This window comes from Kushneria avicenniae, assembly GCF_900112585.1.
GTDB lineage: Bacteria > Pseudomonadota > Gammaproteobacteria > Pseudomonadales > Halomonadaceae > Kushneria > Kushneria avicenniae.
Genome location: NZ_FOLY01000001.1, coordinates 203,287 through 216,640, shown reverse-complemented (window position 1 = coordinate 216,640; position 13,354 = coordinate 203,287). Strand labels below are relative to the sequence as shown.

At 58.5% G+C, this 13,354-nt stretch carries 16 protein-coding genes, 1 tRNA gene and 1 riboswitch; of the genes, 15 read left to right on the top strand and 2 right to left on the bottom strand.

Translation table 11 applies throughout. The features are described 5' to 3' along the window. Positions 1 to 46: 46 nt before the first annotated feature. The gene (locus BM079_RS16685) at positions 47 to 1,999 is read right to left on the bottom strand and encodes an AAA family ATPase (protein ID WP_090129971.1); all 1,953 of its coding nucleotides are present in this window, start codon (positions 1,997 to 1,999) and stop codon (positions 47 to 49) included. 194 nt (positions 2,000 to 2,193) lie between these two features. Continuing rightward, positions 2,194 to 2,404, bottom strand: a riboswitch (cobalamin riboswitch). Positions 2,405 to 2,536: 132 nt separating this feature from the next. Here BM079_RS16685 and cobT point away from each other — a divergent pair. The 13 genes from cobT (at position 2,537) to BM079_RS01005 (ending at position 10,859) form a co-directional block, all read left to right on the top strand. Further along, positions 2,537 to 3,568 carry a nicotinate-nucleotide--dimethylbenzimidazole phosphoribosyltransferase gene (gene cobT / locus BM079_RS01060; protein WP_090129969.1) on the top strand — a complete coding sequence of 344 codons (1,032 nt, stop codon included), beginning with the start codon at positions 2,537 to 2,539 and terminating at the stop codon, positions 3,566 to 3,568. Continuing rightward, the gene (cobS, locus tag BM079_RS01055; RefSeq protein ID WP_090129967.1) at positions 3,565 to 4,347 is read left to right on the top strand and encodes an adenosylcobinamide-GDP ribazoletransferase; all 783 of its coding nucleotides are present in this window, start codon (positions 3,565 to 3,567) and stop codon (positions 4,345 to 4,347) included. Before cobT ends, cobS begins: the two co-directional genes overlap by 4 nt. Continuing rightward, positions 4,340 to 4,861: a bifunctional adenosylcobinamide kinase/adenosylcobinamide-phosphate guanylyltransferase gene (gene cobU / locus BM079_RS01050; RefSeq protein ID WP_090129965.1), complete on the top strand. Its 522-nt coding sequence runs from the start codon at positions 4,340 to 4,342 to the stop codon at positions 4,859 to 4,861. Before cobS ends, cobU begins: the two co-directional genes overlap by 8 nt. Continuing rightward, the gene (locus tag BM079_RS01045) at positions 4,858 to 5,526 is read left to right on the top strand and encodes a histidine phosphatase family protein (protein ID WP_090129963.1); all 669 of its coding nucleotides are present in this window, start codon (positions 4,858 to 4,860) and stop codon (positions 5,524 to 5,526) included. The genes cobU and BM079_RS01045 overlap by 4 nt, the downstream gene beginning before the upstream one ends. Positions 5,527 to 5,566: 40 nt before the next feature. Next, entirely contained in the window at positions 5,567 to 6,508 is a 942-nt protein-coding gene (cbiB, locus tag BM079_RS01040) for an adenosylcobinamide-phosphate synthase CbiB (protein ID WP_090129961.1), read from the top strand. Next, positions 6,505 to 7,611, top strand: coding sequence for an aminotransferase class I/II-fold pyridoxal phosphate-dependent enzyme (locus tag BM079_RS01035; protein WP_175489552.1), 1,107 nt, complete (start codon positions 6,505 to 6,507; stop codon positions 7,609 to 7,611). Before cbiB ends, BM079_RS01035 begins: the two co-directional genes overlap by 4 nt. After that, positions 7,608 to 8,252, top strand: coding sequence for a 5,6-dimethylbenzimidazole synthase (bluB, locus tag BM079_RS01030; RefSeq protein WP_090129957.1), 645 nt, complete (start codon positions 7,608 to 7,610; stop codon positions 8,250 to 8,252). The genes BM079_RS01035 and bluB overlap by 4 nt, the downstream gene beginning before the upstream one ends. A gap of 160 nt (positions 8,253 to 8,412) precedes the next feature. Beyond that, on the top strand, positions 8,413 to 8,937 hold the full coding sequence (locus BM079_RS01025; protein WP_090129955.1) for a hypothetical protein: 525 nt from the start codon (positions 8,413 to 8,415) through the stop codon (positions 8,935 to 8,937). Positions 8,938 to 8,987: 50 nt separating this feature from the next. Then, positions 8,988 to 9,143 carry a YqaE/Pmp3 family membrane protein gene (locus tag BM079_RS01020; RefSeq protein WP_090129953.1) on the top strand — a complete coding sequence of 52 codons (156 nt, stop codon included), beginning with the start codon at positions 8,988 to 8,990 and terminating at the stop codon, positions 9,141 to 9,143. Between the two features lie 73 nt (positions 9,144 to 9,216). Further along, positions 9,217 to 9,870: a metallophosphoesterase gene (locus BM079_RS01015; protein WP_090129951.1), complete on the top strand. Its 654-nt coding sequence runs from the start codon at positions 9,217 to 9,219 to the stop codon at positions 9,868 to 9,870. Between the two features lie 87 nt (positions 9,871 to 9,957). Beyond that, positions 9,958 to 10,034: transfer RNA gene (locus BM079_RS01010), tRNA-Pro, on the top strand. A gap of 186 nt (positions 10,035 to 10,220) precedes the next feature. Beyond that, positions 10,221 to 10,358 carry a hypothetical protein gene (locus BM079_RS16680; RefSeq protein WP_175489551.1) on the top strand — a complete coding sequence of 46 codons (138 nt, stop codon included), beginning with the start codon at positions 10,221 to 10,223 and terminating at the stop codon, positions 10,356 to 10,358. A gap of 147 nt (positions 10,359 to 10,505) precedes the next feature. After that, a complete protein-coding gene (locus tag BM079_RS01005; protein WP_139215231.1) occupies positions 10,506 to 10,859 on the top strand; it encodes a hypothetical protein in 354 nt (117 codons plus the stop codon). Positions 10,860 to 11,010: 151 nt separating this feature from the next. Here BM079_RS01005 and BM079_RS16675 read toward each other — a convergent pair whose 3' ends face one another. Continuing rightward, positions 11,011 to 11,154, bottom strand: coding sequence for a hypothetical protein (locus BM079_RS16675; protein ID WP_175489550.1), 144 nt, complete (start codon positions 11,152 to 11,154; stop codon positions 11,011 to 11,013). Positions 11,155 to 11,327: 173 nt separating this feature from the next. On the opposite strand from BM079_RS16675, the gene BM079_RS01000 reads away from it, so the two are divergent. Together BM079_RS01000 and BM079_RS00995 are read left to right on the top strand one after the other, a co-directional pair. After that, positions 11,328 to 12,167 (top strand): alpha/beta fold hydrolase, encoded by an 840-nt coding sequence (locus BM079_RS01000; protein WP_090129947.1) that lies wholly within the window; start codon positions 11,328 to 11,330, stop codon positions 12,165 to 12,167. 342 nt (positions 12,168 to 12,509) lie between these two features. Continuing rightward, on the top strand, positions 12,510 to 13,292 hold the full coding sequence (locus tag BM079_RS00995) for an amidohydrolase (RefSeq protein ID WP_090129945.1): 783 nt from the start codon (positions 12,510 to 12,512) through the stop codon (positions 13,290 to 13,292). The last annotated feature ends 62 nt before the right edge of the window (positions 13,293 to 13,354 follow it).

Below are 13,354 nucleotides of genomic sequence, written 5' to 3'. Positions count from 1 at the left end.
GCGGGGTCCTGATCGGTCGCACGGGTATCGTCGTCGCGATGCTGAGTCACGGAGTTCTCCAAGGCGAGATCGCCGTATGGCAATGGGAGCGCGGCGTGTTCGAGGTGGTGTCCATCAGGGCATCAAGGGTGTGGCAGGTCGCATCAAGGGATGTGGCCAGCTCTCGTGCTCGACCCAGCGACTGCCCTACGGATTCACAGTCCACGACATGGGTGTCACAGCCAAATGGTGCGAGCTGAAGATCGTCCCGACTGCGGGCATCGGTCAATATCCAGAGTCGAATCATCGCAGAAGCCTGGCGTTGATATCGGGTCAGGCGTTGTCGAGTCTCTTCGAGCCCCTGTCGAAGGGGGGTGCCGCCGCCCGGTGCAAGCCCGGCCAGCAGAGTGGCGATCGTGCGCGGTGCGCGGCCGGGCGCCATGATCTCGTTAATGCCGTCGCCTCCCAGTGTCAGCAGCATCAGCTTTTCACGTGCGGGGTAGGCGCTGGCAGTAATTCGCTCGACCAGCGCCATGGCTTTCTCGAGCTGGCGCTGATTGCTGCTCTGGCGGCTGAGGCTGGAGCCGGAAATATCCAGCACGATGCAGGTCAGTGTGTCGGGACGGCGACGGTCGCGCCGGTGAACCAGCGACTGCGGTGACGCGGGTATCGGGTGGTCGTGAGCGGTCGCTGCCCGACGAAAGCTACCGGGCCAGTCGATACGCTGACGGCCGAGGGCATGACGGCCTTTCAACTGGGTTAATGCCTGTCGCTGGGGGAACCGCCCCACAGCCTGTTGCAGGACAGAAGGAAGCTGAATGGTCCCGCTGGCAGCGTTTTCCAGCACGGGAGAGACGGGTCGAGCCGGGAGGCTGCCCCAGTCACCGCTGCTCTGATCACCAGGGGCCTGCTCGTGGATGTGGTGCTCGTCAGAGCGGGTTGACGACAGCTGCTGTTTCGACTCGCTCTCGGCATCGGCACTCGAGGCATCGTGACCCGGGGCAAGGTCCGGACGATTCGGCGCATCGGATGGAGGGCGGCGGCCCTGATAGCGGCCTGGTGAGTGATCAGGGGACGGGGCACTCGCTGATTCGTCGCCGTCACTACCCTTGCCCTGATGACCGTCATCGCCGTCTTCGGGCGTTTCGTCCGGTGTCCATGCCGGGGCCCGATGCGCCATGACCAGCGGCGCCAGGGCGTCAATGTCCTCGAGCGTCACAGCGCTTCTACCCTGCCAGGCCGCATGGGCCAGTGCGCCACGCCGCCAGGCCAGATCGGCACGAACGCCTTCCACACCGGCCTCGACGCAGCGAATGGCAATGACACGCGCCAGCTCGGGGGGCAGAGTGACCATTGCGAGTCTGTCACGAGCCGCCTGCAGCCGATCGCTCAAATGCGACTGCGCCTCCTGCCATACCGCCATGAAGTCCTCGGGGTCATGATCAAAGGCCAGCCGGCGCTCGACAATCTGCAGACGTTGTTCGATATCCGGGGCGGGGTGATCCAGTACGGCGAGTCCGAAGCGATCCAGCAGTTGGGGGCGCAGATCGCCCTCATCCGGGTTCATGGTACCGATCAGCAGAAATTCCGATGGGTGTTGATGGCTGATGCCGTCACGTTCGATATGGTTGATGCCGCTGGCGGCGACATCGAGTAGCAGATCCACCAGCGCATCGGGCAGCAGGTTGACCTCATCGATATAGAGTACGCCCTCGTGGGCGCGGGCAAGCAGCCCGGGCTGAAAGGCCACTTCACGCTCCCCGAGCGCTCGCCCCAGATCAAGCGTACCGGTCAACTGGGCTTCATCGGCGCCCAGCGGGAGCGTCACCAGAGACGATCGGGAAAAGGGAAGCAGTTCGGCCAGGCTGCGTGCCAGCGTGGATTTGGCGGTGCCTCGCGGGCCACTGACGAGCACGCCGCCTAGACGGGTATCCAGCGCGGCCAGAATCAGAGCCAGCTTGAGACGCTCATGGCCGGTAACGGCGGCGAAGGGAAAAAGAGGACGTGTGGCGCGAGTCATGTCACCTCCCCATGGGCGAGGTGTGACGGCATGACATGACCATGCACGGCTCCCTGATGGGCCGTGGTGGCACCAGAAGGCGCAGCGGCTGTCGGCAGGGACAGCCACCCGGGCAGATAATGTGTCAATCGTATGCTCCTGCGTATCGACCCGTACGCGTGGCAGTCGTTACTGATGATGTCGTGAGCATCACCACCCTGTATTATCGCCGGGCCGGTCTCCGGGCTGACGAGCTGGCAGAGCATTGTTCTGCCGGGCCGAAGCACCTTCCCGACCATGAGGGTCAGTGGTGATATGCCTGCTTCAGGCCACTCGATTACCGTTGCGGGGACAGCAGTGAACTTGCATCACTTTCCCGATTATCCCGTGCAGACGACACGGGCACCCGAGCGCTGCTCATCGTGGGCCGGGGCAATCATGGAGTCAAGTCTGGCGCGGTGGCACGCGGGCCCGCCCGGCGGATGAGATCACTTCATTATTATTGTTCCGGTGCCGGGTGCCTGGTAGCGTCTGTGCACGTTTATCCGAGCCAATGTCATGACCTTTCACATTTCACCCCCTGACGGTGCAAGCGATGCCAGTATTCAGGCCCATATTGATAGCCGGCTGAAGCCGCCGGGATCGCTGGGCACGCTGGAGACCACCGCCGCATCACTGGTGCGCATTCTGGGGCCATCCCGGACTACCATCGACGCCCCGGTCATGCTGCTTTTTGCCGGCGATCACGGCGTGGCCGCCGAGGGCGTCTCCATCGTTGATCCCTCGACAACACAACTGATGGTGCATCATTTTCTTGAGGGGAATGCCGCCATCAATGTTTTTTGTCGCCAGGCCGATCTGGCGCTACGGGTAATCGACTGTGGGACACTGACAGCGCATGACCCGCATCCGCAGCTGGTCAGTCATCGGCTGGGCGAAATGACGGCACCCTTTCATCGCGAGCCCGCCATGACGCTCGAGCAGCTCGAGACAGCGTTTGCCAATAGTCGTCGACTGGTCGATGAGCTGCACGCCGATGGCTGCAATCTGATTGCGCTGGGTGAGATGGGTATCGGCAACACGACCAGCGCCAGTGCGTTGATGGCGGCGCTGACGCATCTGCCGTTTGACGTGTGCATCGGGGCCGGAAGCGGTGTGACCTCCACCATCATGAAGCGCAAGCAGGATATTGTTCAGTTGGGACTTCAGCGTCACTCGCAGGCGCTCAAGGACACGCGCTCGGCTCTGGCAGCGCTGGGCGGGTTTGAAATCGCCAGCATGGTAGGGGCGATTCTGGCGGCGGCCGAAAAGAGCATGGTGATTCTGGTCGATGGTTTTATCACCACTGTGGCAGCGCTTTGCGCCTGTCGTATCGAGCCGGCAGTGCGGGGTTACCTGATCTTTTCACATTGCGGTGACGAGCGCGGTCACAAGCCACTGCTGAACCAGCTCGAGGCGGAGCCGCTGCTGCACATGGGGCTACGGCTGGGAGAGGGATCAGGTGCCGCGCTGGCGCTGCCGCTTCTGCGTTCGGCACTGGCCTTTTATCATGAGATGGCCTCGCTGGATGACGCCGGTCTGACGCTATGAGTCATGAGGATCTGAAGCGCCAGTGGCAGTGGTTCTGCCTGTCGATGAGCTTTCTGACTCGCCTGCCGGTGCGCGTTCATGGCGAGGTGACACCGCAGGCACTGGGGCGCTGCCATCGCTGGTTCTCGCTGGCTGGCGCCTTGATTGGTCTGGCCCTGGCTCTGGTGTACGCCAGCCTCGAGCTCTTTCTGCCAGCACCGGTTGCGGTGTTCCTGATCCTGGGCCTGTCGCTGTGGCTCACCGGTGCTCTGCATGAGGATGGGCTGGCAGACTGCATGGATGGCCTCGGTGGCGGGCAGAGCGTGGCGCAGCGGCTGGCCATCATGAAGGACAGCCGGGTGGGCAGCTACGGTGTACTGGCGCTGATCGTGAGTCTGGTCGGGCGTTGGCTGCTGTTGAGCGCGCTGGCGCAGCAGAACGCTGTGCTGGTGATGACTGCCCTGATCGTTTCTCATAGTCTGAGCCGCGGTCTGGCGGCTTGCATGATGGGTCTGTTGCCATATCTGCGGTATGACAGTGACAGCAAGGTGCACGCGCTGACCGGTCATCACCGCCCGAGTGACCGTGGCTGGCTGATCGGCGTGGCTGCCGTTGTGGCCCTGCTCGCTGCCGGTCTGGCGTCGGGCGCGATGCTCCTGCTGGTCACGGCGTTGTCGGGACTGGTCCTGTATCGCTGGCTGAGCCGGCAGCTTGGCGGCGTGACAGGAGATACGCTGGGCGCGGTTCAACAGATCACCGAAATTCTTTTATACCTGACGCTGGTGACGCTGCATGCATGAGCTGATTCTGGGAGGCGTACGCAGTGGCAAGAGCGCTCATGGCGAAGCGCTGGCTGTACAGAGCGGCTGTCATGTGACCTATATCGCCACAGCGCAGGTCCATGGCGACAGCGAAATGCACTCGCGTATCGAGGCGCATCGTCTCCGCAGGCCGGAGCACTGGGCGCTGGAAGAAGCGCCGCTTGCCCTTGGTGATGCCATTGATCGCCATGCCCGAGCCGACCACCTGCTGCTGGTGGATTGTCTGACCCTGTGGCTGACCAACCTTCTGCTTGATGACGAGGCGCGATTCACGTGCGAGCGCGCCCGGCTGCTGGAAGCACTCGATGCTGCTCCGGGGCGTGTCGTCATGGTCAGTAATGAGGTCGGACAGGGCGTGGTGCCCATGAATGCGCTGTCACGACGTTTCGTGGATGAAGCCGGCCGCCTGCATCAGGCACTGGCCGCGCGGTGTCAGCGTGTGTGGTGGGTGGTCGCCGGTTTGCCTCAATGCCTCAAGGGTGACGGGGCATGACGTTTCAGACCCTGATGATTGACTGCTTGCGTCATGGTGCCTGTGAAGGGCCGCAACAGTGTCTGCGCGGGCATACCGATGTGGCCCTGAGCCGTCAGGGCCGTGAGGACATGCTGGCGGCGGCAGAACGATTACAGCGCCCCGATGCCATCATCAGTTCGCCGCTGGTGCGTTGCGCAAGCGTAGGGGAGATGCTGGCTGACGCCTGGGACACACCGCTGCATATCGTCCCGGACATCATGGAGATGAACTTCGGCGCATGGGATGGCATCCCGACGGAGACACTTTGGCAGCACTCCCATGCGGCGCTTGAAGGTTTCTGGTCGGATCCCTGGGCTTTTCCACCTCCGGGAGGGGAGACGCTCGATGTGTTTCTGGAACGCATTGAGCGGGGCTGGCAGAGCATTTTGAATCAGGGCCTGGCGCTGGCGGAGCAGCAGCCCAAAAGCAACGGGCAAAATCCTGTACGGCTACTGGTCTGCGGCCACGCCGGCGTGATCAAAAGCTGGGTGGCCATGCGCCTGGGTATGTCAATGCAGCAGGGCGCCTGGCTTCATCGCCTGTCGCTGCCTTATGCCGGCGTGGCACGGATACGAATCGATATTGATTTAGATAGTGAAGAACGGTTTGAGCAGCTGAGCTATCTGGGTGCATCGGGGCAGTGATGATGTGTGACTTTATAATAATTTTATACCGTTATCTATAATGTGGTTAATGATTTTGGCTCCTCTTTTATTTGATCAATGGTGGGGGGAACCTCGACGATTTCATCCGCTGATTGGTCTGGGATGGTGGATCAGTATCGTTGAGGAAAACCTTTATCCTTTGAAACAGCACAATGCAGCCATGTTGATGACTGGCTCAGTAGGATGGGTGCTGGTCATTGCGCCTTTCATGGGCTTTGCAGTCTTGATTGACCATTTCCTTGAGGGCTTTTGGCATACTTTGCTGGCCGTGCTTGTGCTCTATCTGGCTATCGGTCGCAAAAGTCTGATCGAGCATGCTCGGCGTGTTTATCAACCGCTCGCCAGGGGAGACCTGAATACCTCACGCCGGCAGGTAAGCATGCTGGTCAGTCGGGATACCCAACAGCTTGATGCCTCTGAAATCTCTCGCGCAACCTGTGAGTCCGTACTCGAAAACGGCAGTGACGCACTCTTTGCTGCCATTTTCTGGTTCGCCATTGCAGGCATTCCCGGCGTCGTTCTTTACCGGATCGTCAACACCCTTGATGCCATGTGGGGATACCGTAACGAGCGCTATCTGTATTTCGGACGTACTGCAGCCCGTATGGATGATGCCATGAACTGGATACCGGCACGATTGACCGCGCTTTCCTATGCGCTGGCCGGCTGGCACTGGCGCGCCTCGCAAAATACCCTTGGCTCGGCCATCAAGTGCTGGTGGCAGCAGGGCAGAAGCTGGAAAAGCCCCAATGCCGGGCCCGTCATGGCCGCCGGCGCCGGAGCGCTGGGTATACAGCTGGGTGGCGGCGGTATCTATCATGGTCATCACGTTGAAAGTCCAGTTCTGGGCACAGGTCGGCCTGCTGTAACAAGAGATATTCAGCGTACCTGCACGCTGATTTTCAAAGCGCTTCTGATATGGCTGACAGTGCTTCTTTTCATCGAGTGGGTACTGGCATGACCAGGGTTTTTGATGCGCCCCCTGAACATGGCGGCAGGCTGTCGGACATGAGCCAGCACTACGGTATCAAACGCCATGAGTGGCTGGATCTGTCTACCGGCATCAACCCCTGGCCCTATCCGATAACGCCGATCGATGCGAAGGCGTGCCAGTCGCTGCCGGATCAGGACCAGGCCCTTCATGAGGCGGCGCTTCACTATTACTTTGGTAAGGTGATCAACAGCGACGATGGCCGGTCACTCATGCTCCTGAACATTCCTGGTTCTCAGTGGGCCATAGAGACGCTGCCATTGTGCTTTGAGCCAGGCCGTGTGGCACTGCCCGATATCGGCTATCGAGAGCACCAGTGGCACTGGCAAAAGGCCGGGCACACACGATGTTTTTATGATGCGGATCATCCCGAGGCCGTGCGGAGTATCGCTTCAGATGCGGATAATCTGCGTGCCGTGGTGGTGGTCAATCCCAACAATCCCGGTGGTCAGCATATCGCGCCCGACGCCCTGCGGGCGCTGGCTGACGAACTGAATCAAAAAGGCGCCGTGCTGATTGTCGATGAAGCCTTTGTAGATGCCACTCCCGGGCAGAGTCTGCTGCCGAATATCGCTGACAACATCATCGTGTTGCGTTCGCTGGGCAAGTTCTTCGGGCTGGCCGGGCTACGGCTGGGGGCTATTGCAGGGGCAGGACGGTCAGCCATCATGCAGCAACTGTCATCGATGCAGGGCCCCTGGCGGGTAACTGCGCCTTCTCAACGAGCCGGCCAGGAAGCTTTGAACGATCATCACTGGCAGATTGAAATGCAAACCACGCTGGAGCGTGCCAGCCGGGAGCAGGGGCGCTGGCTGGCAGAGCGGCTCATGGGCTGTGATGGAGCGACACGCTGGCGTCAGAGTGCGCTTTTCAACGGATTTGATATGCCACTTGCTCACGCGCAACGATGGCACGACGGATTTCTGCAGCAGGCCGTACTGACCCGCCTGTGGGTGGTCAACGAGCAGCACGCTATCCTGCGCTTCGGCCTGCATGATGAAAGCCTACGGGCAGGACAGCAGCTGCGTCATGCCATGCGGGCAGTTCAAAGGACCACCAAAGGATACTCATGAGTCAACAGGGCTACAGCCATGCAGAGCGTGAGGCCATCTATCGGACGATTCGCGAACGCCGGGACATGCGTCACTTTCTGCCGGACCCGGTGGATCAGGATGTCATACGACGCATGCTTGAAGCAGCCCACAACGCGCCCAGCGTGGGGTATATGCAGCCTTGGCGATTTGTCTGCATTCGCGACCCTGACCTGCGCGAGGCCATGGCACAGCTCGTCGATGATGAACGTCATGCCACGGCGCAGGCACTGGATGAGCGCGGGCAGGCGTTTCTCGAGCTCAAGGTCGAAGGCATACGAGAGTGTCCGGAACTCTGGGTGGTGGCGCTTTGCGAAGCACGCGAGCAGTACGTATTTGGACGGCGAACCATCAACGAAATGGATCTTGCCTCTGCCAGCTGCGCGATCCAGAACCTCTGGCTGGCCGGTCGAGCCGAAGGCATCGGCGTTGGCTGGGTATCCCTTTTTGATCCCGACGCTCTGGGTGCGCTGATCAACGCACCAGAGGGGGCCTGGCCCATCGCCATTTTATGCATGGGTCACGTCGAGGCCTTTTACGATGCTCCCATGCTGGCGCAGCAGGGGTGGGATCAACGCCGCTCGCTGATGTCATTGATCGGCACTGATGGCTGGCCTGAATAGTTTCAGCACCGGCGTTGGCGTGTCCGTCCACCTTTTCTGATCTTGATGCCCGGATTAGTACTTTAAAATTAATACTTCAGAAGTCACCAGAGTATTTGTTAAATCATGATATGGACTATATTGATTTGTGCAGGACTTATTGACTCAAGGAGGATGCTGGATGTCTTTTACTAAAAAAGGGGCCACCGCGCTGGCCATCGCAGGTGCCATGTTCGCCGTGGCAGGCTGCTCAAGCTCCGAGCCGAAGCAAAATGATCCCAACATTGACAGCGTGATCCAGTCGTCCCAGCAGGGCTATCGAAACACGACTGTAGGTTACACCTTCACCTATCCCGAAAGCTGGCAAAACAGCGTTGTGCAGCGTGACACCTTTGAGTGGAACAATCAGCGCATCGAAGCCCGCAACATGGCGGTGTTCTACTACAAGAACTACGAGATCGACAGCACGCCTGCGCCGCTGCTGGCGCTGGTCGCCTATCCTCAGCAGGAGTGGGATCAGATGCAGGATCAGGCCAGGGATCGCAGCGGTTCAACGCCGGCTCACGTTATCGGTACCAAGAATGATCAGGTGCTGGTCGCCTACATCAATACGCAAAATCCGTACGATGCGTCTTCCATGCTGGGACAACAGTTTGCACGTCATGTGTTGAGTCCCGAGCAGGTCAAAAACGCCATCAGCTGGTAAGCTCTTGTGTCGGCAGGGCATTGTATGGCCCTGCCGGCGGGACCGCACTCATGGATCCCCTGTCACTGATCGTTCTCTCCTTTTTGTTGCCACCTCTGGCAGTTTATCTGGCCGTTGGCGCAGGCGATGCGCTCTGGCTTAACCTTCTGCTTACCCTCATGGGCTACATACCCGGTATTATTCACGCCCTGATCGTTGTGACCTGATGTCATCGCGTCAAAAATACTGTCTGCATCGTTTATGATGTGGCGTTTGCTCAATAATTTCTGGAGTTCATGAATGCTCAAGCGATTCGAGCGCAATGTCAGCGGTCATGACTATGTGGTGGGCGATCTGCACGGGCATTACGCGTTACTCGAGCAGGCGCTGACTCGGGTTGAATTCGACGCCGATAAAGACCGGCTTTTCAGCGTGGGCGATCTGATCGATCGTGGGCCCGATTCGCTGCGGTGTCTTGAGCTGGTCCACCAGCCGGGGTGTCATGCGGTGACCGGCAATCACGAAATGATGGCGCGCAACGCGCTTTTCGATAACCACTGGGGACAGTGGCTGAGCAACGGGGGAGAGTGGTCACAACAGTATGACAAGGTCTCACTGAGAAACCGCCTTGCCGAGGCCATGATGAAAATGCCGCTGGCCTTTGAGGTCGAAACCGCTCATGGCGTCGTGGGCATCGTTCATGCCGAACCACCGCTGGACTGGGCCGATATTCGAAAAACCTCTCGAGAAACGCTGTTATGGTCGCGAAAGCGTATCGAGTCCAGCGACCAGCGTGTGGTTGCCAATATCGATGCCGTGGTCGTAGGGCATACTCCAGTGCCCGAGCCCAGAACGCTTGGCAACGTACGCTATATCGATCTTGGCTCGTTTTTCAGCGGTCGGATCTGTCTGACGCGTATTGATGATATCGCAGCAATGATGACCTCGGAATGATTTCCTGAAAGTTCGTGAACATCCCTTTCCTTTTGCAGAACAGTAATGTAGGATACGCACCGTTCTCGGCGATATCGGGAACAGTGTCGGGGCGTAGCGCAGTTTGGTAGCGCGCCACAATGGGGTTGTGGAGGTCGCAGGTTCGAATCCTGTCGCCCCGACCAGAAACATCATGAACAAGCCGCTTACGGTTAATTGCCGAAGCGGCTTTTTCGTGTCTGTATGCCTCCTTGTATGGCGGTGACCTTTCTCTATCCTGCTGGACATGCTCATTCACACCTCAAGATATCGCCTCCAGGGGTGAAGTGGCCGCTTGAATGGGTCGGAATTTACTGATCAGGACAAATGCGATGAAAAAACTTCCGGGTATGCTGGTCGGCACCATCATCGGTCTGGCGGTATGGTTACCTACCCAGAGCGTGGCGCCTTCCATTCTTCTTGGCGTTGCCTGTGGTGTCGCCTGGGATCTATGGCGCAAGCGAACCTGATCGCATCGCGACGAAAGTCGATGGATGCCTGCGAAAATACTCGGGACAAGCCTTGAGCATCACGGTTATGCTGGCGCCCGCGCCCGATACCTTTTCTGGCGCTTAAGCATTATTGATCCTTGTCCATTGCAGGTTCAGGAGAAAGGCGTGGCTCGTCAATTGAAAAGCGCAACACTGTGGCTGGGTATTACGGTCGCCATCGGTGCACTATCAGGCTGTTCCCTGTTTTCTTCAGACAAACCCCAGGGTGCTGCGGCTGTGCCGCCTCCGCCGACACTGGTGGGCTATAACGGCATGAATGTCTGTCAGCCCTATAGCGACAAGCTGTGGGGCAACTTTCTGATGATCGGAAAAGTGGTTTCCGTGGACTCACCGGACAACATGCACGTCAATGTCCTGCGCGCCGAGGCGATGAAACAGCCGTCCATTCAGATGACCGGCTATCCGCGTGAGATCATCGACCAGCGCAACAAGTGGTATCCCTGTGAAGGTCAGGGGTGATTTGTATTTTTTAAATCTGCCAATGGACCCCATTGGCAGATTTACGTTAAATCCCCACAAATTGTGCGGTATACTGCTTTTATCAAATTACTGCTTGATGAGGAGCAGCGACAGCCGACTTACCCTGACTAAACGGTTGGCTGTCCAAACCTCACACCGCCTCGATGAGGCGGTTTTTTTTGGCCGCAGGAATGTGGATGGCATTACGTATCAAATAAAAATAATTCTCTTTTGCATTGATTTCCTTTTCTGAATCGTCCAGAGTGTTTCTCAGACGCCACGGCGTCTGGTTCATTTCAGTATGTCAGGTGCTGAAATGGATTCTCTCCTCATCATCAGGTCCTTTCGCCGCCTTTCCTCCGGGAAGGCGGTTTTTTATGCGCGCTGCCATGACATGCAGCCATCACGCTGCTGAGCTACCTTGCAGACTGTGCCTTATATTACCCATCGGACAAGGGAGGCTGATTCATGGCTTACGCCAATATCATCGACAGCAACAACAACGCTATCGATCTCTATTATCAGGATTGCGGTCAGGGCCCCGCCGTAGTGCTGATTCACGGCTGGCCCCTGAGTCATCGCATGTGGGAGTACCAGATCAACGCGCTGACCGACGCCGGCTATCGCTGCATAGCCTACGATCGCCGCGGCTTTGGTGACTCGGAAAAGCCATGGCACGGCTATGACTACGATACGCTCGCCGATGATCTGGCCGGACTTCTTGAGCATCTGGACATCGACGATGCCACGCTGGTCGGTTTCTCGATGGGCGGCGGCGAGGTTGCTCGTTATCTGGGGCGTCATGGCAGCAAGCGTGTTCGCGGTGCCGTTCTGGTGGGCGCTGTGCCGCCCTTCATGCTCAAAACCGATGACAATCCGGAAGGCGTGGATCAGTCCATCTTTGATGACATGCTGGCCAACGTTAAAAAGGATCGCCCCGGTTTTCTGGGCGGCTTTGGCAAGCTGTTTGTCAATCACGAGGGCAGGGCACCCACGCTTTCCGATGAGCTTCTGGCCTATAACCAGAGCATTGCCAACCTTGCTTCTCCGCGTGCTACTCAGGAGTGCATCAAGGCCTTTGGCTTTACCGATTTCCGCCGGGATCTGGAAACCATCGATGTGCCGACGCTGGTTATTCACGGCGACGATGACCAGATTGTGCCTCTGGCAGCGAGCGGTCAGCGCTCAAGTGAAATGATCAGGAACGCTCGTCTCGAGATTGTGAAGGATGGCCCACACGGCCTGAATTTTACCCATGCTCAGGAGCTCAATACGCTTTTGATCGACTTTCTCGAGAAGGGGCACTAATCAAAAAGAAACACTAACCGAGAATAAACACTAGTGAAAAAGGGGAAGGCCCTTGCAGGCCTTCCCCTTGAGAAAGATCCGACCAGCAGATTCGCTGGCCGCCAGGCATGACACGTGCCACTGTTGTCGGAAGTCGTGCTGAGCCCGGTCAACCTCCTGTTACCGTTGGACTCCCTGTCCATGTGCTTCCCTGCACGATCTTCTTTTCTTTCCCGGCATGACCACCATGGCCGATCAAGATGACAGGAATGTGATAGGGCCATCATCTTCGACCAAAGAAGACCACTGTCAGGTGCCACGCCGGGACTCGTTTAAACCGCTTGCAGGCACTGGATTATCATCATGAATGAACTGAGAACCACACTGGTACAGGCCGATCTGCGCTGGGAAGATATTGACGCCAACTGCCAACTGCTGGATGAGTGGCTTCAGGACGTCACCACCAGTGACCTGATCGTTTTGCCGGAAATGTTTGCCACCGGCTTCACCATGGCGCCGGAGCGCATGGCCGAATCCATGCAGGAGAGTCGAGCCGTCGCGTGGATGCAAAAAACCGCGCAGTCGCATAATGCGGTGGTCACCGGCAGCGTGGCGATTGTCGAAGACGGCCATTACTTCAATCGCCTGATCTGGGCTCGCCCCGATGGCACCATGGCCACCTATGACAAGCGTCACCTGTTTCGCATGGGTGAGGAAAACGATCACTACACGATGGGCAGCCAGCGTGCGGTCGTCTCGCTCAACGGCTTCAACATCCTGCTGACCGTCTGCTATGACCTGCGTTTTCCCGTCTGGCTGCGCAACATTGATTGCGAATACGACGTGCTGCTCTGCGTCGCCAACTGGCCTTCAGCGCGACGTCTCCCCTGGCGCACGCTGCTGCAGGCGCGTGCCATCGAAAACGCAAGCTATGTGATTGGTGTCAACAGAGTGGGAGATGATGCCCGGGGACTGAATTACAGCGGCGACTCGATGCTGATCGATTACCGCGGTGATGCGCTGATCGACGAGGCACCCGACCGAGCCTTTGTGCGCACCGGGGTAATCGGCAAGCAGAGTCTGGAAGATTTCCGCGAGAAGTTTCCGGTCCATTACGATGCGGATCGTTTTACGCTGCATCCCTGATATCGATTGCCCTTCGCCGACAAACCATCGTACAAGAGCCCCGGCAACAGCACTCGGGGCTC